Source organism: Ignatzschineria sp. 22MB058224, from assembly GCF_058188435.1.
The window spans coordinates 1,469,569-1,492,122 of the sequence record NZ_CP187366.1; the positions used below are offsets into that span (position 1 = coordinate 1,469,569).

Below are 22,554 nucleotides of genomic sequence, written 5' to 3' on the forward strand. Positions count from 1 at the left end.
AAATTAGAGTAAAATCATTGGTATATCCCTAGAAGGCGAAAAAGTGCTAAAATACTTCAGCTTTTTAGGGATTTTTTTAACGAACCAAGAAAGTAGCGATTATGAATTTTAAACGATTTGCATTTTTCTTAGCAGCAATCCTCCTCGTTCAAGCCTGTAGCTCGAATGGAAGTTATACCGTACGCAAAGGTGATACCTTAAGCCGTATTGCCCAGCAACACAAAATGTCAATGCGAGAGTTGCAACGTTTAAACAACATCTCTAACCCTAACCACATCAAAATAGGTCAAGTACTCATCGTAAAAGGCGCCGCATCAAGAGTACGAGATAATAACACCAAAGCCACAAATAGTTCAGCTAACAATGCAGGACAAATTAAACGTCGAAATAATACTGTCGTAACGCCCAAAGTCCCGGCAGCTCCAAAAGACAAGGTTTCTACAGGAATTTCAGGTTGGCTCAAACCAACTGATGGCACAATCGTTCGTAATTATAATCCGAATATCCCAGGACAAAAAGGGATACAGATTGCGGGCACGCTTAATCAGCCGATTAGAGCTGCACATGATGGCGAAGTAGTATTTGCCGGTTCAGGAAACTCAGGTTATGGCCAACTCATTATTATCCGCCATAATGCCAACACTTACTCAGCTTACGGCTATCTCTCTTCCATTAGCGTTCGCGAAGGAACAAAGGTGAAGAAAGGCCAACAAATTGCGACAATGGGCAAAAGCTCCGATGGTCGCACTGTTCTTTACTTTGAAATCCGTACCAAAGGGCAAACAGTTAATCCAATTAATTATATTTAAACATTTTCCAGACATAAAAAAATCACCTTTACAGTGATTTTTTATGAGGAATTTTGACTAATTAAAAGGAAAATTTTTATTGTTTATATTATTTAAGCTTCATCATTAGTAGTTTTTAGCTTACGACGTTTAGGTCGGCGACGACGCTTAGAAGAAGATTTTGTATCCGATTCAGACTTTATAGCAGAATTATGATTAGTAACAGCTTCTTGAATCACTTTTCTAGCATCCCGACGATTCGTTCTCTTCTCGATTCTTTCTATTTCGTGCTGTGTGTTTTCGAAATTTTTAAACTGCTCTTGCCAGTATGCCGCCTTCTCTAATACTTCGCTACTCTCATTCGCATCGGCACGCAATAAAAGAAAGTCATATGCTGCCTTAAAACGAGGATGATTCATCAATCGCTGAGGATTACGAATCACTTTAGCCTCTAGCTTAAACTGAAAAATCCAAAGATCTTCAATGAATTCGCGCACGTAACGCGGAATAACAGTAATCTGATGCTGGACTTTAAAGACTTCATCAATCGCTTGCCCCGACGCTTCACTATATTTCGAGCCTTTTGCAATATAACGATTAAAACTCTCCATAAAAGGCGCCCAAAGTAGCGAGCCGTAAACAAAATATGGGGAACTCGATAACCCCTGCTTCGCCCTACTATCTGAATTTCGTAATGATTGTCGAAGCAGATGTTCTTGAGGAAACCCCTGTCCCTCAAGCGCCCGATAGGTTAACGGAAAAAGTATTTCAAAAAGCTGATGTTTAATCAACTGCTCATAAGATGATTCGCCATGCCCAGTTAAAAATAGCTTCAACACTTCGTCATACATTCGCGCAGGAGATACATTTGATAATAAACCACGATGCTTTGCCATCGGTGTTATCAACTCAGGATCAATCGTAAATCCTAACTTTGCTTCAAACCGAATCGCTCGTAATATACGCACAGGATCTTCCAAGAAACGATCCTCGGGATCACCAATAAGTTTTAACTGTTTTTTCTGAAGATCACGATATCCATCACAATAATCAATAATGGTTTGATTTCGCACATCATAAAAAAGCGCATTGATCGTAAAATCACGACGAACGGCATCTTCATCAATAGAGCCATAGATATTATCGCGAGTCACAAAACCTTCTTGATTTGTCTGATAATGTTGAGATCGATCTTCCACCTCATTAGAACGAAAGGTCGCAACCTCGACAATTTCACGCCCAAATAAAACATGAACCAAGCGGAAACGCCGACCAATAATTCTGCTATTACGAAATAGACGACGAATCTCATTGGGATGCGCATCGGTAACAATATCAAAATCTTTTGGCGAGTATCCTAACAGCAGATCACGAACACCTCCTCCTACTAAATAGGCATTAAACCCCGCACTATTAAGGCGATTAATAACCGTTAGTGAGTTTTTAGAGATCTGGCGATTACGAATCGAATGATCTTTGGAATAATAGATAATTGGATCCATAGATCGATCCTTCCAAAAAGAAAAGCCTTTCGAAAGAAAGGCTTTGATATTTTTTATCATACTCAAAATATCGATATAAATTAACGTTTTGAGAACTGAGTTGCACGACGCGCACCGCGAAGACCGATTTTCTTACGCTCAACGCTACGTGGGTCACGTGTAACAAATCCTGCTTTACGAAGCGGCGCACGATTTGCTTCATCATATTCGATAAGCGCACGAGTCAAACCATGGCGTATAGCGCCTGCTTGACCACTCATACCACCACCTTTAACAGTTACGATCACATCAAATTGACCTGTAACTTCTAAAAGTTCTAATGGTTGACGAACGATCATACGAGTAACTTCACGTGGGAAATACTCATCAATCACTTTATCGTTAACAATAATGCTGCCTGTACCTTTACGTAAGAACACTCTAGCTTGTGATCTTTTACGTCTTCCAGTACCGTAGTTTTGGTTAGCTGCCATAATAATTCTCTCTTCCTAATTAGATGTCTAAAACTTTTGGTTGCTGTGCTGCATGAGCATGCTCAGGACCTGCGTATACTTTAAGCTTGCGAAGCATATCTCTTCCTAAAGCATTTTTAGGGAGCATACCTTTAACAGCAAACTCAATGACATTCTCAGGTTTAGTTTGCAACATCTTCTCAAGAGTAGTTTCTCTTAAATGACCAACATAACCAGTATGCTTATAATAAATCTTTTGTTGAAGCTTGTTACCACTTACACGGATTTTTTCCGCATTGACGATAACGATATAATCACCTGTATCAACATGAGGTGTGAACTCAGGCTTATGCTTACCACGTAAGCGTCTTGCAACTTCGCTCGCTAAACGTCCGAGGGTTTTTCCTTCTGCATCAATTAAAAACCATTCACGGGTTACTTCAGCAGGCTTTGCACTAAATGTTTTCATCGAAAACTCCAAAATAAATAATCACTAACAAAAAAATTCAAACCCAATACTTTAAACTCCGGTAACGTGAATACCGGCGAGAGTTTATCTCAAATATTGGCTTCAAATCAACGTTAGGGGTCGCTGGTAAACGATCAGGGCATTTTACTGAATCTATGAACAAAGATCAAGCGAAATAGAATCTCTTTCATCCCCCTATACTTCAGCTCAAAATCTATTTTAGTTCTTTGGTATCCCATATTTTGTATTTTTTTCATAACGGCTCTCAAAAGTTTCAAAGCACACAATCTAAATGGTAATCTGTTGCATTTGAAAACAATACCCATAAAATAGGCAAGAAAGACTTACTATAACGCCCGAAAAAGGATTTTAGCTATGCAAGTACATCGAACAACTGTAAAGGTTATCAATAAGAAATTCATTACACCGAACTATTTACGGATTAACCTTTTATGCGAAGAGATAGAAGTTTTTAAAGATGTCCCTATTGGCGTCAACAATAAACTTTTTATTCCACCGCCAGGTCAAACCAATGTTGAAATGCCAATTTTTAATCCTGACACCAAAACATGGGTTGTTGATAATGAAGCCAAACGACCGACTATACGCACTTATACACACCGCGCTATCGATCTTGAGTCTAAAACATTAACTGTTGACTTCGCCATTCATGAAGGAGAATCGATCGCTTGTAATTGGGCATTAACTGCTGAACCACAGCACTCGATTGGTCTGGCAATGAAGCTTTCTCACCGCGATGTTCTCCCGGTTGTCAAAGAATATCTATTTATTACAGATATGACAGGAATCCCTGTTGTTGCCTCACTCATATCTTCACTTACTGAAGATACCAAAGTGACTATTTTAACTGAAGTAACGACTCAAGAAGATATTTTTCCAGCCCATTACCAAACGAATGCAGAACTAACATTGCATTGGTTGATCAATACAAATCCAGAAAATGGCAGTCATCTTGCACAGGCCGGGAAAAAACTTTGGGAGCAACTAAACCCCTCTAGCTTTTCACACATTACCGCAGAATATAGTACCGTGAAGCAGCTTCGAGATTTTCTCCGCTACGAAAAAAATCTTACCAAAAATAATTTCTTTGCTTGTGCTTATTGGCAAATTGCAAAACGTGAAGATGAGGAACGTGAAAAACGCCTCGATTAATTCTCAACGGTATCACTTTACATTATGCAGTCACTTTTACAGACTCAACAACCACTTTTTTCTTGAAGGTGCAAAGCAAGAATGTCGAAACCACCGTTCCCGTAACTATCGCGGTAATATAACCTAAAAGATGAGTAATTGCTCCAGGAATAAAGAGCACAAATATTCCACCATGTGGTGCCTTAAGTTCACAACCAAGCATCATGGAAATACCACCTGCAACAGCTGCACCCACAACAAACGATGGAATGACACGTAAAGGATCACGTGCTGCAAATGGAATGGCTCCTTCACTGATAAACGATAATCCTAAAACTGCTGTCGCAACACCTGATTGATACTCATCTTTCGTAAATTTACTTCGGTATATACGCGTTGCCAACGCAGCTGCAAGCGGTGGTACCATACCGGCTGCCATAACAGCTCCCATCGGACCATAAATACCCTGCCCAATTAATGCTACTGACGTTGCATAAGCAGCCTTATTCAAAGGACCGCCCATATCAAGAGCCATCATTCCACCAAGCAATGCCCCAACGAGTAAACCACTAGTACCTTGCATACCTTTGAGCCAACCTTCTAGTGCATGAAGAACATACGCAACAGGCTCCCCTACAATATAGACCATTACCAGCCCCACAAAAGTAGTTCCTAATAATGGTAAAATCAGTATTGGCTTGAGCCCCTCCAATGTTTTTGGAAGTTTGAGGTTTCGCACAAGAAAACGGACAAAATAACCGGCAAGGAATCCGGCAACAATCCCCCCTAAGAACCCTGAACCCGTCCAAGTTGCTAACATTCCACCAATCATCCCCGGCGCTAAGCCAGGTCTATCAGCAATTGAGAAGGCAATATAACCGGCCAAAATAGGAACCATTAACCCTAAACCGTATTGACTTCCAATCATGAAAAGGTAATAGCCTAACGTCCCTTCTGCATTACCGACATCAATTCCTCCAACAGCAAATGCAATTGCCATTAAAAGACCACCGGCAACAACAAATGGCAACATAAATGAAACACCGTTCATTAAATGTTTATAAACACCGGTAGATTTCACTTTTTCCCCTGTATCTTCCGTCACATCATCAGAAGCACTTCCCGATTGAACACGAGCTTCCTTAATCGCTTGTTCAATCAATTCAGGACCATTACTGATGGCTTTTTTAGTACCGGTCGCATAAACACGTTTCCCTGTAAAACGCGTACGATCAACTTCTCGATCCGCTGCAATGATCACTAAATCAGCATCTTGAATCTCTTGTGGCGTTAAAACATCTTGTGCTCCCACTGAACCTTGTGTCTCAATACGGACATTCAAACCGAGAGTTTTACCCGCATTGACTAAACCCTCTGCTGCCATAAAGGTATGAGCAATCCCTGTTGGGCAGGATGTGATCCCCACAATATTTTTCACTTCGCCACTTGGCTTAGGTTCCACTGACGCTGTTTGCGTAGATGCACAAGAGTTTGCTGCCCCTCCTAAAACCTTACTATTTGCTAAAACGGTGCTCGGTGATTCAAGGAGCGCATCAACAGATACATACTCAACATTACCGGCAATGTCAGGAAGATATTCTTCTTGAACCCCTACCAGTAATACCCCACTATCTGCTTTTGGATTTTTAGAGAATGTTGGGAGTTTCCCTTCCTCTATTATTTCGCCAACATCAAGAGCTATATTCTGTTCTTCAGCGGCGTTTTTTAGAGCTTCTAAGAGAATGATTCGTTTGACTTCTGATGGTTGCGGTCCAATAACAACCCATAATTTCCGATTCATAATAAACCCTCCACTTGTTCAATCTGAACACTTTTGGCAAAAGACTCCACAACGTCACTACTTGGCAGATGCGGTCCAATAAATGCTAATGTTGATACTGCAAAAGCAGTCGCTAACCGAGCGATACGCTCTAGATTTCCTTTTTCAGATATTGCTGCTGCAATCCCTGCAACCATCGCATCACCGGCACCCACTGTTGTTACTACTTTTGGCGCTTTTAATATTGCTCGAATAATACCTTCCTTAGAAAGGAAATATGCACCATCCGATCCCATTGAAATCACCACTAATTTAATACCTAATAACACCAATCGCTTTGCTTCCATTAAGATGTCATCAGTTGATATCAGTTTCCGGCCCGCCCATTGTGATAACTCTAACTCATTAGGCTTCACACAGATCGGTAATCGCTCCCCTTTTAATGCTTCAATTAACGCTTCACCAGAGGCGTCTAGAATTATATTTGTGGAAGAAGGGAGTTGACTAATAAGCTTACGATAGCCTGCTGAACTCATCCCAGTTGGTAAAGAACCTGACAAAATCGTTAATTCATGCTGTTCACCAATAATATTGGCAATATCCCCCAAGCTTTCATCACTCGAGACAATTCCCGGCAGATTAATATCGGTCGTCTCTTCAGCGTCCACAATCTTAATATTGGTGCGATTAGCCCCTTCCACCATTTTAAATTGATTCGTGATTGACTTATCCTTCAATGCTTGCTCAAAAATCATCGCATTTCCCTGACCGAGGATACCTGTCGCAAAAATTGGTGAACGTCCCCAATCTGCTAGACATGACGCCACCATAATGCCTTTACCTCCGGCGTTATAATGTACTGAATTTGCTCGTTGAACCTCCCCAATTTTCAGAGAGTCCACAGCGATGGTCTGATCAATCGCTGGGTTGAGTGTAACGGTTATGATGCTCATGCATTCTCTCCTCGCAATGCTTCAACATCGCTTGCATTATCAAAATTTAATGCTTTTTGTGCGATTGCTTCCATCTGAGTAAAGGCACGATTACGAAGTCTTGCTTTGACAGCTGGAATATCACGCGGTGTCATTGAAAGTTCATCAACACCCAAGCCCATTAAAATTTCTGCACCTAATGGATCGCCGGCAAGCCCTCCACAGACACCAACGCTGCGATTAAATTTCTTCGCACCTTCAACTGTTTTGGCAATCAAACGTAAAACAGCAGGATGTAAACTATTTGCTTCCGCCGCTAACGCTGGATTTTGACGGTCAATCGCCAAGGTATATTGCGTTAAGTCATTTGTCCCAATTGAGAAGAAATCAACATGTTCTGCTAATTTATCTGAAAGTGCCGCCGCCGCTGGTACTTCTATCATAATACCAATCGGTACTTTCGGTGCATTTAACGATTTACGTACCTCTTCACAATGATCTTTCAATGTTAAAATTTCCGATATGGATGTGATCATTGGGAACATGATATGAAGATTTTCCACCTCAATTGCCGCACGATAAAGTGCGCGTAATTGTGGCAATAACAGATCCAATCGTCTTAACAGAAGCCGTGACCCACGAACCCCTAAAAATGGATTCTCTTCATGAGGTAACTTAAGATGCGCTACCTGTTTATCACCACCGATATCAAGTGTACGGATAATGAGACCTCTTCCTTTTAATCGACGTCCCATCTCTTTATACGTTTTATACTGTTCATCTTCAGTCGGCGTATCACCACGTTCTAAGAAGAGAAATTCAGTACGCATCAAACCAACACCTTCGGCCCCTTCAGATAATGCCATCTCAACTTGATCAGGGCGATTGATATTCGCAGCGATCATCATTGTTTTGCCATCGGTTGAGGTTGCTGGCAATTGACGGTTTTTTTCTGCTTCCGCTCGTTCATCTGCAAGTTTTTGCATCCATGATTTAGCAGATGTTAGACTCGCTTCATTAGGATTGAGATAGACGCGCCCAGCATCACCATCAACAATTAAAAAATCCTCTTCTTTTAGATCTTTCAATCCATTACCAATTGCAACAACTGCTGGAATTCCTAATGTCCTCGCTAAAATTGCGGTATGCGAAGTGGGTCCACCAGAAAATGTGGCAATACCTTTTACTTTATTAGGATCTAAGCCTGCGGTATCTGAAGGTGTTAAGTCATCAGTGACAATGACAAATTCACCTTCAGGAAGATTCGTTAATGAATGACGACGCAAAGAGGGATCGATATTTGCCAATACTCGCTGACCAATATCACGCACATCAATCGCACGTGCTGCTATAAGAGGATTTCCATTTTTAGCAAGCGCTTCGGCTCGTTTTTCAACAGCCTCATGCCATGACCAAGCAACACCATGGCCGGCAACTATCTCCTGACAGGCTTTAGTAATTAATTCCTGATCTTCCAAAATAGCGGTTTGTGCTTTGAAAATTTCTGCATCTTTAGCGCCTAAACGACGCGTTGTATCATCGATAATCGATTTTAATTGCAGCAGTGTTTTTTCTATTGCGCGATCAAGGAGATCACTTCCCTCTTTCAATGAGACAGGCTTATCAGGTACTTCGACAGCCGTCTGCTCGAGATAATAGACGCGCCCCATCGAAAAACCTGGACTTGCCATAACACCAGCGATAGGCGTGATATCAGTATCTGGTTGCCAACCACCATGTTTTACTGTTAGAAGTGATTCAGCAGCTTTTTTAGCATCCGCAATCTCTTGCGCTGATAAATCTGTAATCACGGATTTAAATTCTTCCAATAACCTTTCCGCATTTTCACCTTCAGCAGAGATCACAACGGTATCTCCTTTACGCAACCCTAGTTGTAGAAGCGCCACCATATTGCTTAAATCTGCCACTTCATTTTGATGACGAACTTGCATTGGAATACCCGCTTTTTTTGCCGCATCCGCCCAGGTTGTTGAGGGCCGCGCATGTAAGCCTGATGGATAATCCACAGTCCACTCAAAACTCACCGCGAGATCATTAACCTCTGTTAGAGGTATTGGCGATGAATTTACACCATTATCATCCGAGAGTAGTGCATCTAAAATATCTTGTTTATCGGTTGTTTTTTGGAGTTTTTCCAACAAAGATTTATCTTGCATTAATCTTGTTAAACGACGAAGAACCGTAATATGAGTATCACCTTTAGCAGCGATTCCCACAATCAAACGAGCTTTTTCGCCATCATTCCACTCAACACCATCCGGAACCTGAAGAACTGCTATGGCATCTTCTTTAATGAGCATTTTGTCCTCAACCATCCCATGAGGAATTGCAATACCAGAGCCCAAGTAAGTGTTCGATACAGCTTCGCGTTTAAGCATACTTTTGATAAAATCGGGTGAGACTGCTTTTGTTGCAATAAGAATATTACCAACCTCGCGGATTGCCTCTTCTTTCGTTCTTGGTACTGCATCGAGCTTAATAGATGAATCGGATAGAACAAGCTTCGTAATTGATGCCATAACAACCTCCAATTTAAGTAAAATCCGGTAACTACTACTTTTAGCCACATTGCTCGATAAGTCAATTATAAAAGAAATTATCTTGCTGATAAATCCTGTATATTTATAGTAAAATATTTAACTGGCTAAATAACTCACTGACAATTACTAAGAATTAAGACTTCTAAAGTTATATCAATATTATCGCTAAAATTTCTTTGAATTTTTCTACTTATTTTCATTTTTTATCAAAAAAATTGATATAAGACTATTTTTTCACTTTCATATACACTTTGATAAAGGCCATTAGTCATGAAAAAAACAGGATTGAAGTACTTCCTACCCACGCTTATCGCATCGTATATTGCGTCCCCGTTATTTGCCGCTCCTGAAATCCCATCAAGCGCACCACTTATTTCTATTTATCAAGGCAATGTCGCGCTTATTCAAGAAACTCGCAACCTCATACTTAACCAGGCTGAGCCTCAACTCTTTTTATCAAATATTTCACCGTCTGCTCGAATATCAACGCTTTTCCTCTCTTTTAACAGTAATGCAACAGAAGCACCGATTCCAGAAATTACCACAAAAAAGCTCAATCGTAATATCCTCTCCCCAAATGCACTTATCGAAAGTTATCTTGGAAAAGAAGTTCAAATCTTATCCGTTGTTGATGGAAAAGAGCAACGAGAAAATGCAAAAATCATCTCATATAACAATGGATTAATGTTGCAATATAAAGATCGAATCGAACTCAATCTCCCACAAGATGCTCGTCTTGCTTTCCCTGCTATCCCTGAAGGACTCACAAATACGCCGGTTTTATCAATAGAGATGAGTAATCTTCCTGAACAAGATCAGAACTATACTGCGAATCTTCACTATCTGACCGATGGTATCTCTTGGTCTACTGATTACATCGCACAAATCGATGATAAAAATCGAAAACTACATTTAACCGCATGGGCAAATATCAACAATCAAAGTGGTATCGATTACGACAATGCACAGATTCACCTAGTTGCCGGCGAACCAAATATTATTCAGAGCTATTCACCAAACCGTCAAAATTACGCCTTAGCTAGTATGGCAATGGCGATGGATAGCCCGATGGAACGTTCTACCAAGATTATTCCGCAAGCATTAGGGGATTTTTACCTCTATAAAATTCCAACTACTTCGACCTTAAAAAATAACGAAGAGACACAACTTGTCCTTTTTGAAAGTACAGATATTCCATTTATTAAAACTTACCATTTTGATAATAACATTGGACATGATCGAGTTTTTGAAAAGAGTAGTAATTTCCAAAATGCACAGATCTCTTTACAATTCACCAATGATGAAGCAGCGCATTTAGGTTTCCCGCTGCCTTTTGGAATCATCCGCCTCTATCAAGAAAATGATAACGTTAACACGTTTATAGGTGAGTCAATACTTCAAGCAACACCAAATAAACAGACTGTAACGCTTACGACCGGCAATGCTTTTGATATCACACTTAAACGTTCACAGAGCGAGTGTAAAGTGATTAATAAAGATGAATGTGAACTAACAATCAAATTAATCATTGCAAATGCTAAAAAAGAAGCCGCAGATATTATTGTTTCCGAAACACCTTCTATGGAACAGAATCTCAACTGGGAGATTATTCAAGAGAGTCAAAAACATGAATTAGATGGTGATAAAGTTCAGTGGGCATTTACACTTCCAAAAGAGAGTGAAACAACCATTACTTACACTATTCGTTACACACAATTTGAATAAATGGCATACTAACCATTCCTCTTTACTAAGAATTAGTTGCTTATGTTTCAACACAATATAGATTTAAAAGACTTTATCAGTGAGGCCAATGATGCAGTTTCAAACGCATCATCGCCCCAAGATTTACTGAATGTGATTGAGAAAGCAAAGCAGTTTAATGGGAACTTAAAGTTTGATAACCGCGATTATTTAGCATATGCCGGCGGAGTGGTTTTGCTCTTTTTAATCGGCATTTATCTCGGACCACTCGTTGGTTCAGGCTTCGCAATATTTCTAATCGCGTTATCAATCTTTATTGCCATTATTCTTTTTGTACGTTTCAATACTCGGCGAAAATTACTTAAAGATCTTTCCTCCCGAATCTTCTATCGAGATTTTCTATTTGATAATAATTTAGAATTTTCGAATTCCGAAGCATTCACCTTATCGGCATTGCAAAATCGTTTTTCCGACTTTAACCATGGAAATTATTCGCAGGAGATCTATCAGATGATTCGTGGGCATTTTAATGATCCTGACGCGGTAGACAGTAACGAAACAGTTGAATTTCATTGTTATCAATTTCACTATATTAATGAACGAACTGTTGAAGAGCGGGATTCTAATGGTCGAACAACTACTAAAAAAGTCTATGATCACTACGATCGGTATGGCATTATTATCTCTTTTCCAACAAAGAGTAAACTCTCAATTCGTCGTCAAAAACGGATATTTGGCCTTAATGAGGGGGATTATGCACCAGCATCACTGAATTTCCGTAAACAATTTATCGTCCATACACAGGATGAGCATTTTGCAGCAAAATTTTTAAAACCGCGTGTTGTTGAACTGCTTGAGACATTACCTGATGAGTATTCAGGACTCCTTATTCAAACCAACAACCAAGGAGAATTACTCATGTCATTCAACAATAATGATCTACTCAATTATCAACGTAAATATTCTCTTGCTGAAACTGATGCATTCTTAGAAGAAGTTAAAGGCATTACCAAAGCGCCCAAGCTAGAACGTACTTTAAAAATTTTATGTCATCTTATTCATGAGAATGATAATAACTTTGCTTAACGAACTATTTCTAAAAAAACACTACTAATATAAGGAGCTTACAATGTCTTTTTTCATTTTTATTATTGCTATTGCGGCGATTATTGCCCTCTATATTCTCTCTGTTCATAACAGCATTATCGGTTTTTATAATGCAAGTCAACGTGCATGGGCAGATGTAATTGCCCAAGAACTTCAAAAAACACGCCTTCTCCCAAGACTCGAAGAAATGGTACAAGACTATAAAGTCCATGAGTCTGATGTTTTGCAAAATGTGACTGAGCTACGCACGGCACTACAATCAATCTCACCTAATCAAACAGATGTTGACGCTTTAAAACGCGTTAATGATCAATCAAAAGCCTTACTCTCAAATATCAACATAGTAGCAGAGAACTATCCTGATCTTAAAGCATCGGAAATTTATAAAAACTTTATGCGCGAATTATCAGAACTTGAAGGAAATATTGCCGCAAGTATTCGTATCTACAACGCAAATGTTGAAAAATTTAATACCAAAATTGAAGTATTTCCAAATGTATTAGTAAATAAACATATCACGCACAAAGAACGTTTAAATGTCTTTACGGATACTACCGCTGCGGGCAATTTTGAATACAAACCAAACTTTTAAAAATCACCGTAAACATCATCATGATCACGCTTCAACAACTAAAAAAGTATACCGATTCTTTTGCTTCAACAGGACGCATGCCAATCCTCTTTTTAGGACATGGCTCGCCAATGAATGCAATTGAAAAGAATCGGTTTACTCAAAATTGGCAACAACTTGGGAAGCATATACCAAAACCTTCGGCAATTCTCTCGATATCTGCCCATTGGGAAAGCCAAAGCAGCCTTATTACTGCGATGGAGATGCCTAAAACGATTCATGATTTTTACAACTTCCCAACGGCACTCTATGAGATGCACTACCCCGCCCCCGGCGATCCACTATTAGCAAAGAGAATACATACGCTCAATCAACATATCGCGCTTGATCATGAGTGGGGATTAGATCATGGAACATGGGCTGTTATTTGCCATATATTCCCTAATGCGGACATTCCCGTATTGCAACTTAGCCTTAATCAACAGCTCTCTCCAAAAGCTCATTTTGAGCTTGCGAAAGAACTAGCAATTCTTCGCGAACAAGGCGTTTTAATCATCGGAAGTGGCAATATTGTTCACAACCTTCGACGCATTGACTTTTATAAACCAGATAGTGGCTTTGACTGGGCAGAAACTGCAAGGGAATCAATCGTAAATCTTGTTGAAAGTCGTGACTACGATCCACTTATTCGATTCCGTGAACAAGGTCATGATTTTAAATTAGCAATCCCAACCCCAGAGCATTTCTTACCGCTTCTTTATATTTTAGGATTACAACAGCCCCAAGATGAAACTCTCACCTTTAACGATCAATCCGTCATGGGCTCGTTGGCAATGACTAGTTTTTTAATGGGTTAAATTTTTCAAATAATCCTGATCATCGATAAATAGATAAAATTGCGTCCGTTGCTTTGGATTAAAGTTATTATCCGAAACAAAGAGCAAAGTTTTATGCCCATTAATCTCCGGACCAAAGGTTAATGCTTCAAGGTTATCCGGATTATCAACAAGTTTAGAAAAATCGATAATCTGCTCTTTTTGTGCGGGTTGTAATGTTTGAATTTTTTCAAACTGATTGAGACTCTCGATCCCTTTAATATTACTACTCTGTGCTAAATCTACCCGATAAACACGAATATTAAAGCTCCAGGTTTTATTATCTTCTGAAATACTTCTGCCTGAACGTTCAATTAATAGCAGATGATGATCATTCAACGCTAATATGTCTGAAATGCCATTATCACTCAGCCCATATTTTGAGACGATAGGAATAGGATCAACATTGTAGAGATATTCGCCCACTAATGTTGGAACGCCTTCCTTATTAAGCCTAAACTTTAAAATTCGCGCTGGAGATGTATTGATTGAACTACTTTTTGGGCCATCTTGTTTTAACCCACCTTCGATCGCCATAAAGAGATATCGTTTATCTGGCGTTATCGATAGGGCTTCAAAGGAATTATTATTTCGTGTACCAATAACCTCATCACGCGTTGAATAGTAAGCGGGAATTTTTGCCGCATAATCGGCGATAAAATTTCCCGAAAAATCTGCTGCACGTAGACCAGAACCTAACTCGGATGACCAGAATATACCGTCTCCATTGGGAAGAAGCGCGATTCCTTCCCCATCCACATCACCATTGGCAATCGATTTTCCTTGAGAATTTAGCAAGTAATTGACTTCCTCAATCATCACGTGATGAATACCTTTTTCATCAAGCGCTATTATTAAAGAATAGAATCGTGCAGGTCCTTCTGATTCAGTATTACGCGCATCCGATATCCCGTAGTATCGCTGCTGTATTGGATCATAGACAATCCCCGAAATCCCTCCAAATGGCCGATTATCTATTGTTGTAGCAGTTGGAATTACATATTCCCCAATTAAGCTAAATTGCTCTGCCTGACTAAATAAAGATACCAAAGACAACAACACTATCAGTAGCATTATACGAATAAATCGAGACATTAGAAAAGCTCCTAAAATGGCAAAGATAAATCCATTTTAAAAGTGTTATATGTCACGAAGATGACCAACAAAAATAAAAAATCCCTTTAACTATAATCGCTCTCTTAGCAAGAAAAAATTCAACCTTTTTATTCTAAAACAATCTATCAAAAGACGAATTATCACTCGATACAATCTAAAAAAGAGTAGCAACAACCCTAAAAATAGTTTGCTTATTTTTTACACAAAAAATAAATTTATAACAATTCATCAGCGGCTAAAAGCTACTATTTTTGCCACAAAATTTCGCCTATCTACCCCATGAGATTTCAGTATAACTTTTTCTTATAAAACATATTATTTGACAAGAAATATTTTATTGTGAAAAATACACAAATAAGAATTGATATCATTCGCATTAAATAATCAAAATTATTTGTTAAACAACAACATATAGAAAGAGTGTACATCCATGTATAAACGTTCCCTCCTATCGATCTGCGTGTCATCAATATTTTTGACGTCATTTTCACACGCTCAAACACCCGAGTGGGTAACTGAGAATACCGAAAATGCTGAAGGAATTGTCACACTTTCCTCACAAGAAAACAGCTTGACTCCGACAGTACAATTAAGCAAAGTTATCGTTACAGGCGCGCTAAAAGAGGAACTTGCCATTGCCGAAAGTGCAGCGACAATCGCCCACTTTGGCGTGCAAGAAGTAGACCGATTAAATGCCACAAATCTTGCGAATCTTCTGACTTATGAGCCAGGTGTCACGGTTGATCTCAATAACTCCGGAAGTTTAAGTGATATTCGTATTCGCGGTATTGGCAGTGATCGCGTGTTAATCTCAGTAGATGGAGCTCCTGTTCCGATGACTTATAGCTTTGGAAGTTATCTCTCGACAGGCAGAAACTACTTTGATATTGATGCGATGAAGAGTGTTGATATTATCAAGGGTCCAATGTCTACGCTCTATGGTGGCAGTGCCCTTGCCGGCGGTATCTTTATGCAAACAAAAGATCCCAGTGACTTTATTCGTGGGGATAACCGCTTTGGAGGCGAAGTCAAAGCAGGTTACAGAACCGCGACCCGTGAAACGCTTCTTTCAGGAACGGTTGCTGGTCGCTTAACAGACACACTCTCAGCTTTTGCCCGCCTTACCTATACTAATCCGCATGAACGGGAGAATTATCAGGGAAAAGCTTCTTCAGAAGCACTACTAGGCCCGGATAGAACCCATCCCAATAAGTCAGAATCTGATAGCTATAATTTCTTAACTAAATGGGTGTTTGAACCGAATGCAGACCATCGTTTTAGCTTAACCTATGAAAACTTCAAGGATACTGTCGATGTTGATCCGCTTTCTCAATTTAACTATACATCAAAATATAATATTAAATATCTGACGCTACACACGAAAGATGTGAATAAGCGCCAACAGGTAACGTTACGCCACGATTTCAATCAAGAAACTGCGCTTTTTGATCGCGGATTCTGGAATATCTACTATCAAGATAATAAGGCAACACAAGATCATAATGAAACACGTATGACACCTTTGAGACCGCCAGCAACAGGCTCTAAAACGACTTATCGCACCCGTTATAGTGATTTTAAAAATAAAACCTATGGCTTTGGTGCAGAGTTTACCAAAGGTATTGCCCAAAATGATGTTATTTTCCATAACCTTACTTATGGTCTAAACTACCGCCATAGTAAAATCACCACTGAACGAAATGGATCAACTATCATTCTACCGACAGGGGCTTGGGATGAGACGGAAATTTTCCCAAATAAAAGTTTTCCAGATTCAAAAGTAAAAGAATTAGGCATTTTCTTACAAGATCGTATTAGTTTCTATGATGGGCAATTTGAGGTCATTGCTGGGGTTCGTTACGATCACTATAAACTCTCACCCAAGGCTGGTGGCCCTTATCAAACAGCAAACCCAGGTGTTGAAGCACCTGTTTCGGTAAGTAAAAGCCAATTTTCAAAACGACTTGCTCTTTTATGGCATCCTACTGAAGAAAACACTCTTTTCTTTAACTATTCTGAAGGCTTTAGAGCTCCCACATTTAGTGCGGTTAATGTAGGATTTGGGAATCCTGCGCATGGTTATATAAGTAAATCTAGCCCTAATCTTAAACCTGAATCAAGTAAGTCCTATGAACTTGGGTGGAATTATTTAGATGATACCAAATCATTCTCTGTCACTGGTTTCTATGTAGATTATAAGAACTTTATTGAAGAACGGCAGGAAGTAGCACCAGATCCATTAACAGGATATCGCATATTCCAAGCGATCAATCTTGATAAAAGTAAAATTTATGGTTTAGAGCTCAAAGGGCACATGGATCTCTTTACGATTCAAAATGGCAACGGTACGATAGGAATCAATGGAAGTCTTGCCTATGCCAAAGGTAAAGAGAAAGGTACTAATAATCCAATTAACAGTGTTGAACCACTTACTGCTGTATTAGGTGTGGATTATACCTATCTCGATCAACTCTACTTGAGCGCCCGTATTACTGCGGTACAAGCGAAAAAAGCCAAAAATATTAATATCAATGAACCTAGTCTCGATGGCTTACCAATGGAGCCCCCTAAACCCGGCCCTGGATATGCAACTGTCGATCTAATCGCTGAATATAAGCCTACACGTGACATTACCATCAACGCAGGGCTCTATAACATCCTCAATAAGGAATACACAACATGGAGTAATCGGTTATTAAATCGAGATAGCACGGACTTAAGACGCGCTTCTAATCCCGGATTCAATGCCGCACTCTCTGTGAAGTATGAATTCTAAGAAAGAGTTCCTAGCAAACTGTTTAATACCTTCCTCAAAAGCATTAATGATATCTCTTCTTCAATCAATATCATGGTGCTTTTGAGGGAATTCCTCAGTTCTTCAATTAAGTAAAAAATATAAAAAACATTAAATACAACAACTTGACTCAGCAGAAAAGGTTTAATATGTTCCACAAATTATTGATCACCATGCTCTTTACCGCTTTTAGTGCGTATGCTGTGGCAGCAGATGATATTTCATCGCGCATCGTCTCAGCATCCAATCCTTTGACACAGATTGTGACGGCGCTTGGCGCAGAATCCACTCTTGTCGGCATTGATAAAACCAGTCATACATCGCCAACTCTCAATAAGCTACCGGATATTGGTTATCGGATATCGCTATCATCAGAAGGAATTCTCTCTCTAAAACCCGATCTTGTACTTCTTGCTTCTGATTCGGGTCCTCAAACCGTTCTTGAACAGATCAAAAATTCGGGGGTAGAAATGATTCAATTTCCAAACCTTATCACTGTCGATGATATTCAGAACACCATCACAACTATTGCTTCCAAAGTAGGACGAGTTGATGAAGGTAATAAACTGAAAGAGTCGGTCGAAGATCAAGCTAAAACATTAGCGGCTTTAAGTAAAAATAATGCTGATCTAAAAGGTTTTTTTATCCTTCAGGAAGCTCAACTTGGCTCACCACAAATTGCTGGTAATCAAACATCTGCGGATAAACTCCTTGATCTCCTCAATATCAAAAATCTCTTTGCTAATGACTTCACCAACTATCGCGCTGTTGCATTAGAGAATCAGATTCAAAAACGTCCCGATATTGTTTTAGTGGGGCACCGTGGTAGTTTCGATCCATCAAAGGAAGCCAAAGAAACGCCTATTCCCCCGTATCAACAACGCACTTCCGGTTTGGAAGGGTGGCCTGAAGCTCTTCAACCAAAATGTGTATTTGATGTCAATATCAGTAACTACCTCGTGTACGGCATTCATATTTTTGATGATAGTACCCAATTACTGACTGCTATCCACGAATGTATTCAGGAGTAAATCGTCGTGAATACCTCTTTCTTTGAGCAATACCAACGTCCCATTATTGCTGGAATTTTGATTCTTCTAGTCGCAATACTGATGATCGCCGCGGGGCAAGGTGCCATGGAGATAGATTGGGCAAATCTCTTCCAATCAAACTCCATTGAATATTATGTTATTTGGAATATTCGCGTGCCGCGCATTATAGCGGCGTTACTTATTGGCGGTGGTTTAGCAGTTTCTGGGGCGATTATGCAAGGTCTATTCCGTAATCCACTTGTAGAGCCTGGTATTATTGGGGTTTCAAGCGGTGCTGCACTTTTCGCAGCTTTAGCTATTGTCTTGGGAACACATCTACTACCAACTATTTTTGAATTTTTAGGCGATTATGCACTCCCGATTGCGGCATGTATTGGTGGTTGGTTGATCACTTCTCTGCTCTACTTTTTCTCACGCAATACCCGTGGTATTAGTATTAGCTCGATGCTCCTTATCGGGATCGCAATCAATGCATTTACAGGGGCTTTAATTGGTCTTTTAACCTTCATTGCTGATGAAACAGAACTTCGCTCTTTAACCTTTTGGACAATGGGGAGCTTGAGTAGCTTTAATTACGAAAAGATCCTCATCATCCTTGTCGTACAGATTCTGATTCTTCCACTCTTATGGCGAAAAGCAAAAGCAATGAATGCAATGCTTCTTGGTGAGCGAGAGGCCAAGCATCTAGGTATTCATGTGGAAAAACTTAAGCGCCAGCAAATTTGGGGTGTTGCAATCATCACTGGTACTGCCGTGGCCTTTTCCGGCGGGATTGGTTTTGTCGGTTTGTTAATTCCTCATCTCATTCGGATGGTATTCGGTGCCGACAATCGTTTTGTATTACCACTCTCTTATCTCTTTGGCGGGATTCTTCTTATTATTGCCGATAGTTTTTCCCGAACAATCGCGAGCACCAGCGAAGTACCAATTGGTATTTTAACGGCCTTTATCGGTGCACCCTTTTTAGCTTATCTCGTCTATCGACAAGGGAGACGCTAATGTTTACACTCGAAAATATTACCTTAAAATTCCAACAACGAACGCTGATTGATATCCCAAAATTAAGTTTTAAAACGGGGACATTCACCGCCCTTATTGGTCCTAACGGCGCCGGTAAAACAACGCTCTTAAATCTTATCGCCGGCGATATTGCCCCAACAACGGGTGAAATAACGCTTATCGGTAAAAATTTAGCGGAATATAGCATCGATGAACTTGCAATTAAGCGCACGGTTTTACCACAAACGGAGCATATCCCTTTTGCACTCAAAGCAAGCGCTATTTTACTCATGGGGATCATGCCATACAACGTTACATCAAATCATCCAAAAGTGATTGAACTACTCAATGAACTCAGTAAAACATTAGAACTCGATGAGATTATTGATCAGCCTTATCAACAGCTCTCTGGCGGAGAACAGCACCGCATTCAGATCGCTCGCGTATTGATGCAGACGCTCTTCTCCGAGGATGGTTCACCCCATTTATCAGAAAAAGTGATGCTGCTTGATGAGCCATTTAATCATTTGGATCTCTACCATCAACAGCAGTTACTTCGTTACTTCAAACAGCTGACAAAACAAGGTCTCACAATTATTTGTGTAATGCACGATTTAAATCATGCATTACAGATCGCCGATGAACTCGTTTTGCTTAAACGCGGAAAATTAAAAGGTCAACATACGCCAAAAGAATTGTGGCAATCTCAAACACTCCAAGAGGTATTCAAGGTTAACTTCATTACCTTAACCCATCCCGAAAACCCAAATTTTTCAACACTTGCTTTTAAGGTTTTCTAAAAAGTAAGCCCTTTTTATAACAGAAATTAATACTCTATTGATTAAGACATTTAAGGAGATTTCGAATGTCAAACCTAGAAACTAAAAATAATTTAAAACAGACATATAGCAAACTCGATGCAGCTAGAGATTCTCGTAAGCAATTACTTGAAAACTTTAATGGTGTATTAGCAACAATTATGCGTGATACGCTTGAAATTGGCGGGTATCCTCTAGGATCTGTTGTGCCATTTTGTCTTAATGAACGTAATGAAATCGTACTTTTAATTGCCGATATCGCGCAACATACGAAAAATGTGAAAGATAACCCTAAAGCTTCTCTGACACTTCACAATGATGACCAAGATAATATTCAAAAAGGCTGGCGTTTAACAATTCTTGGTGATGTGAAATTGGCAAATCAAGATGAAACATCAGCTCTTGCTCGTCGTTATGAACGCTTCTATCCTGAAAGCAATCACTATTATAACGTTCATAATTTTGATTTTTATCTCTTAAAACCCAAAAAGGCACGTTATATCAATGGATTTGGTGAAATTCATTGGGTTGATTACGATACTATTTTAGAACCCACCATTTTTGATGATAAGGCTGAATCAGAGATGATCGATCATATGAATGCTGATCATCATGATGCATTAATTCTGTATCTCAATACCAAAACAACCGTCACTAAACCTGAAAAAGTTCGCATGGTACAAGTCGATCAATACGGTTTTACTGTGGCGCATGATGAAGCATTTTTTCGCTTCACATTTGAACAAGAGGCAACTTCCGCAATGGATGTTCGTAAATTCTTAGTGGCAATGGTTCAAAAAATCAGTGAAGCTGCATAATTAGGTTTACGTCTATACAATAAAAAGCGGAAGCGTTGTTTGAAACAGACGTTCTTCCGCTTTCTTATAGTTTGACTCGTAAATCATAAAACTCCCACAGTCTCTCTACAAATTGTGGGAATCACTCATAACTAAATAAGGTCAACAATCGTCACTCCGACAATAATGGAAACAAGCGCCATTAGTGTGCTCAATAATACTGTTCCCGCTGAGGTATCTTGGTAGGCTTGATTCCCGACCGCAAGAGCCGGTACAGCTGTCGCCGTTGGTAAAACACCAATTAAAAATGCAGATTTAAGTAACTCTCCCTGCAATCCTAGTAGTAGTCCAGTACCTAAAATCAACGCGCCCTGTACAAAATTCTTCACAAAAACGTTAAAGATAATCTCCACATTCGCACGCAGTTTAATTCCAGAGATCAGCAATCCTAAAAAGAATAGTGCCACACCCCCAGCAGTTTTGCCAAGCTCGTTTACTGAATCTTGGGCTATTTCTGGCAACTTTACACCAAAAATGGCTAAAATCGCACCTAAAATTGGTAAAAAAACTAGAGGTTGAGAAACAGCATGCCAAATACTCTTGAATAATCCGCCTTTCGAATTGGCGCTAATCATAAAGAGCGTAAAAGGAATAATAAAAACTGTATAAATTAAATTTCCCATGACCATTGCTATCAATCCAGAAGAACCAACCGTTGCAAGAAGTACCGGTGGCCCACAGTAGGCCATATCAGGGAATGAAACGCAAAGTGCCTGCATTGCCGCATCTTTTTTATTATGTTTAAAAAAGAGTTTCCCTGCAACAAACCCCACAACATAGGTAACGACTAATCCAACGGCTAAAGCCAACATATAATCAACATCCAATAAAACTTTCGGAGATGATTGAATCGCTGCTAAAAAAAGCGCTAGAGGTAGTGCTATTTTCACAACGAAATCTGCAAAGGCTTGTGTATATTCGCGTTTAACAAATCCTGTTTTACCAGAGCCCCAACCCACAAGTAGACCCAATACAATCGGACCGAGAGCTGCCAATATGGTATGTAAAATCATTATATTAACTCC

19 protein-coding genes are annotated in these 22,554 nt (G+C 39.6%); 11 read left to right on the forward strand and 8 right to left on the reverse strand.

Annotation, left to right across the window (positions count from 1 at the left end):
* Positions 1–101 precede the first annotated feature (101 nt).
* Positions 102–809, forward strand: coding sequence for a peptidoglycan DD-metalloendopeptidase family protein (locus tag ACPF7B_RS06495; RefSeq protein WP_490505012.1), 708 nt, complete (start codon positions 102–104; stop codon positions 807–809).
* 92 nt (positions 810–901) lie between these two features.
* Here ACPF7B_RS06495 and pcnB read toward each other — a convergent pair whose 3' ends face one another.
* From pcnB to rplM, 3 genes are all read right to left on the reverse strand, one after another.
* Positions 902–2,290: a polynucleotide adenylyltransferase PcnB gene (pcnB, locus tag ACPF7B_RS06500; protein ID WP_490505013.1), complete on the reverse strand. Its 1,389-nt coding sequence runs from the start codon at positions 2,288–2,290 to the stop codon at positions 902–904.
* An 80-nt stretch (positions 2,291–2,370) separates the two neighbouring features.
* Complete coding sequence (gene rpsI / locus ACPF7B_RS06505; RefSeq protein ID WP_490505014.1) at positions 2,371–2,763, reverse strand: 30S ribosomal protein S9; 393 nt, start codon at positions 2,761–2,763, stop codon at positions 2,371–2,373.
* Between the two features lie 19 nt (positions 2,764–2,782).
* Positions 2,783–3,211, reverse strand: coding sequence for a 50S ribosomal protein L13 (gene rplM / locus ACPF7B_RS06510; protein ID WP_490505015.1), 429 nt, complete (start codon positions 3,209–3,211; stop codon positions 2,783–2,785).
* Between the two features lie 375 nt (positions 3,212–3,586).
* Here rplM and ACPF7B_RS06515 point away from each other — a divergent pair, with 375 nt between their 5' ends.
* Positions 3,587–4,384: a siderophore-interacting protein gene (locus tag ACPF7B_RS06515; protein ID WP_490505016.1), complete on the forward strand. Its 798-nt coding sequence runs from the start codon at positions 3,587–3,589 to the stop codon at positions 4,382–4,384.
* A 22-nt stretch (positions 4,385–4,406) separates the two neighbouring features.
* Here the strand turns inward: ACPF7B_RS06515 and ACPF7B_RS06520 are convergent, their stop codons facing one another.
* Genes ACPF7B_RS06520 through ptsP form a run of 3 tightly spaced genes read right to left on the reverse strand, consistent with a single transcriptional unit; the run spans position 4,407 to position 9,615 of the window.
* Positions 4,407–6,164, reverse strand: coding sequence for a PTS fructose transporter subunit IIC (locus tag ACPF7B_RS06520; RefSeq protein ID WP_490505017.1), 1,758 nt, complete (start codon positions 6,162–6,164; stop codon positions 4,407–4,409).
* Complete coding sequence (locus ACPF7B_RS06525) at positions 6,161–7,096, reverse strand: 1-phosphofructokinase family hexose kinase (protein ID WP_490505018.1); 936 nt, start codon at positions 7,094–7,096, stop codon at positions 6,161–6,163. The genes ACPF7B_RS06520 and ACPF7B_RS06525 overlap by 4 nt, the downstream gene beginning before the upstream one ends.
* Positions 7,093–9,615 (reverse strand): phosphoenolpyruvate--protein phosphotransferase, encoded by a 2,523-nt coding sequence (ptsP, locus tag ACPF7B_RS06530; RefSeq protein ID WP_490505019.1) that lies wholly within the window; start codon positions 9,613–9,615, stop codon positions 7,093–7,095. Before ptsP ends, ACPF7B_RS06525 begins: the two co-directional genes overlap by 4 nt.
* Positions 9,616–9,906: 291 nt before the next feature.
* Here ptsP and ACPF7B_RS06535 point away from each other — a divergent pair, with 291 nt between their 5' ends.
* Genes ACPF7B_RS06535 through ygiD form a run of 4 tightly spaced genes read left to right on the forward strand, consistent with a single transcriptional unit; the run spans position 9,907 to position 13,875 of the window.
* Positions 9,907–11,361, forward strand: a complete 1,455-nt coding sequence (locus tag ACPF7B_RS06535; protein WP_490505020.1) for a DUF4139 domain-containing protein — start codon at positions 9,907–9,909, stop codon at positions 11,359–11,361.
* A 42-nt stretch (positions 11,362–11,403) separates the two neighbouring features.
* The gene (locus tag ACPF7B_RS06540) at positions 11,404–12,426 is read left to right on the forward strand and encodes a hypothetical protein (protein WP_490505021.1); all 1,023 of its coding nucleotides are present in this window, start codon (positions 11,404–11,406) and stop codon (positions 12,424–12,426) included.
* Positions 12,427–12,469: 43 nt separating this feature from the next.
* Positions 12,470–13,039: a LemA family protein gene (locus ACPF7B_RS06545; RefSeq protein WP_490505022.1), complete on the forward strand. Its 570-nt coding sequence runs from the start codon at positions 12,470–12,472 to the stop codon at positions 13,037–13,039.
* Between the two features lie 20 nt (positions 13,040–13,059).
* The gene (ygiD, locus tag ACPF7B_RS06550; protein ID WP_490505023.1) at positions 13,060–13,875 is read left to right on the forward strand and encodes a 4,5-DOPA-extradiol-dioxygenase; all 816 of its coding nucleotides are present in this window, start codon (positions 13,060–13,062) and stop codon (positions 13,873–13,875) included.
* Here ygiD and ACPF7B_RS06555 read toward each other — a convergent pair.
* Positions 13,864–14,988, reverse strand: coding sequence for an esterase-like activity of phytase family protein (locus ACPF7B_RS06555; RefSeq protein ID WP_490505024.1), 1,125 nt, complete (start codon positions 14,986–14,988; stop codon positions 13,864–13,866). The two genes, ygiD and ACPF7B_RS06555, sit on opposite strands and share 12 nt — an antisense overlap.
* Before the next feature lie 451 nt (positions 14,989–15,439).
* Here ACPF7B_RS06555 and ACPF7B_RS06560 point away from each other — a divergent pair, with 451 nt between their 5' ends.
* The 5 genes from ACPF7B_RS06560 (at position 15,440) to ACPF7B_RS06580 (ending at position 21,490) form a co-directional block, all read left to right on the forward strand.
* Positions 15,440–17,785, forward strand: a complete 2,346-nt coding sequence (locus tag ACPF7B_RS06560; RefSeq protein WP_490505025.1) for a TonB-dependent hemoglobin/transferrin/lactoferrin family receptor — start codon at positions 15,440–15,442, stop codon at positions 17,783–17,785.
* A gap of 167 nt (positions 17,786–17,952) precedes the next feature.
* Positions 17,953–18,834, forward strand: coding sequence for a heme/hemin ABC transporter substrate-binding protein (locus tag ACPF7B_RS06565; RefSeq protein WP_490505026.1), 882 nt, complete (start codon positions 17,953–17,955; stop codon positions 18,832–18,834).
* 6 nt (positions 18,835–18,840) lie between these two features.
* A complete protein-coding gene (locus ACPF7B_RS06570) occupies positions 18,841–19,854 on the forward strand; it encodes a FecCD family ABC transporter permease (RefSeq protein ID WP_490505027.1) in 1,014 nt (337 codons plus the stop codon).
* On the forward strand, positions 19,854–20,654 hold the full coding sequence (locus ACPF7B_RS06575; RefSeq protein ID WP_490505028.1) for an ATP-binding cassette domain-containing protein: 801 nt from the start codon (positions 19,854–19,856) through the stop codon (positions 20,652–20,654). The genes ACPF7B_RS06570 and ACPF7B_RS06575 overlap by 1 nt, the downstream gene beginning before the upstream one ends.
* Before the next feature lie 65 nt (positions 20,655–20,719).
* Positions 20,720–21,490: a HugZ family pyridoxamine 5'-phosphate oxidase gene (locus tag ACPF7B_RS06580; protein ID WP_490505029.1), complete on the forward strand. Its 771-nt coding sequence runs from the start codon at positions 20,720–20,722 to the stop codon at positions 21,488–21,490.
* A gap of 131 nt (positions 21,491–21,621) precedes the next feature.
* Here ACPF7B_RS06580 and ACPF7B_RS06585 read toward each other — a convergent pair whose 3' ends face one another.
* Positions 21,622–22,542 carry an AEC family transporter gene (locus tag ACPF7B_RS06585; protein WP_490505030.1) on the reverse strand — a complete coding sequence of 307 codons (921 nt, stop codon included), beginning with the start codon at positions 22,540–22,542 and terminating at the stop codon, positions 21,622–21,624.
* Positions 22,543–22,554: the final 12 nt, after the last annotated feature.

What these genes read in the sequence shown, in the direction of transcription:
- ACPF7B_RS06495 (WP_490505012.1), top strand. Translation starts at nt 102, where the DNA reads ATGAATTTTAAACGATTTGCATTTTTCTTAGCAGCAATCCTCCTCGTT.
- pcnB (WP_490505013.1), bottom strand. Translation starts at nt 2,290, where the DNA reads ATGGATCCAATTATCTATTATTCCAAAGATCATTCGATTCGTAATCGC.
- rpsI (WP_490505014.1), bottom strand. Translation starts at nt 2,763, where the DNA reads ATGGCAGCTAACCAAAACTACGGTACTGGAAGACGTAAAAGATCACAA.
- rplM (WP_490505015.1), bottom strand. Translation starts at nt 3,211, where the DNA reads ATGAAAACATTTAGTGCAAAGCCTGCTGAAGTAACCCGTGAATGGTTT.
- ACPF7B_RS06515 (WP_490505016.1), top strand. Translation starts at nt 3,587, where the DNA reads ATGCAAGTACATCGAACAACTGTAAAGGTTATCAATAAGAAATTCATT.
- ACPF7B_RS06520 (WP_490505017.1), bottom strand. Translation starts at nt 6,164, where the DNA reads ATGAATCGGAAATTATGGGTTGTTATTGGACCGCAACCATCAGAAGTC.
- ACPF7B_RS06525 (WP_490505018.1), bottom strand. Translation starts at nt 7,096, where the DNA reads ATGAGCATCATAACCGTTACACTCAACCCAGCGATTGATCAGACCATC.
- ptsP (WP_490505019.1), bottom strand. Translation starts at nt 9,615, where the DNA reads ATGGCATCAATTACGAAGCTTGTTCTATCCGATTCATCTATTAAGCTC.
- ACPF7B_RS06535 (WP_490505020.1), top strand. Translation starts at nt 9,907, where the DNA reads ATGAAAAAAACAGGATTGAAGTACTTCCTACCCACGCTTATCGCATCG.
- ACPF7B_RS06540 (WP_490505021.1), top strand. Translation starts at nt 11,404, where the DNA reads ATGTTTCAACACAATATAGATTTAAAAGACTTTATCAGTGAGGCCAAT.
- ACPF7B_RS06545 (WP_490505022.1), top strand. Translation starts at nt 12,470, where the DNA reads ATGTCTTTTTTCATTTTTATTATTGCTATTGCGGCGATTATTGCCCTC.
- ygiD (WP_490505023.1), top strand. Translation starts at nt 13,060, where the DNA reads ATGATCACGCTTCAACAACTAAAAAAGTATACCGATTCTTTTGCTTCA.
- ACPF7B_RS06555 (WP_490505024.1), bottom strand. Translation starts at nt 14,988, where the DNA reads ATGTCTCGATTTATTCGTATAATGCTACTGATAGTGTTGTTGTCTTTG.
- ACPF7B_RS06560 (WP_490505025.1), top strand. Translation starts at nt 15,440, where the DNA reads ATGTATAAACGTTCCCTCCTATCGATCTGCGTGTCATCAATATTTTTG.
- ACPF7B_RS06565 (WP_490505026.1), top strand. Translation starts at nt 17,953, where the DNA reads ATGTTCCACAAATTATTGATCACCATGCTCTTTACCGCTTTTAGTGCG.
- ACPF7B_RS06575 (WP_490505028.1), top strand. Translation starts at nt 19,854, where the DNA reads ATGTTTACACTCGAAAATATTACCTTAAAATTCCAACAACGAACGCTG.
- ACPF7B_RS06580 (WP_490505029.1), top strand. Translation starts at nt 20,720, where the DNA reads ATGTCAAACCTAGAAACTAAAAATAATTTAAAACAGACATATAGCAAA.
- ACPF7B_RS06585 (WP_490505030.1), bottom strand. Translation starts at nt 22,542, where the DNA reads ATGATTTTACATACCATATTGGCAGCTCTCGGTCCGATTGTATTGGGT.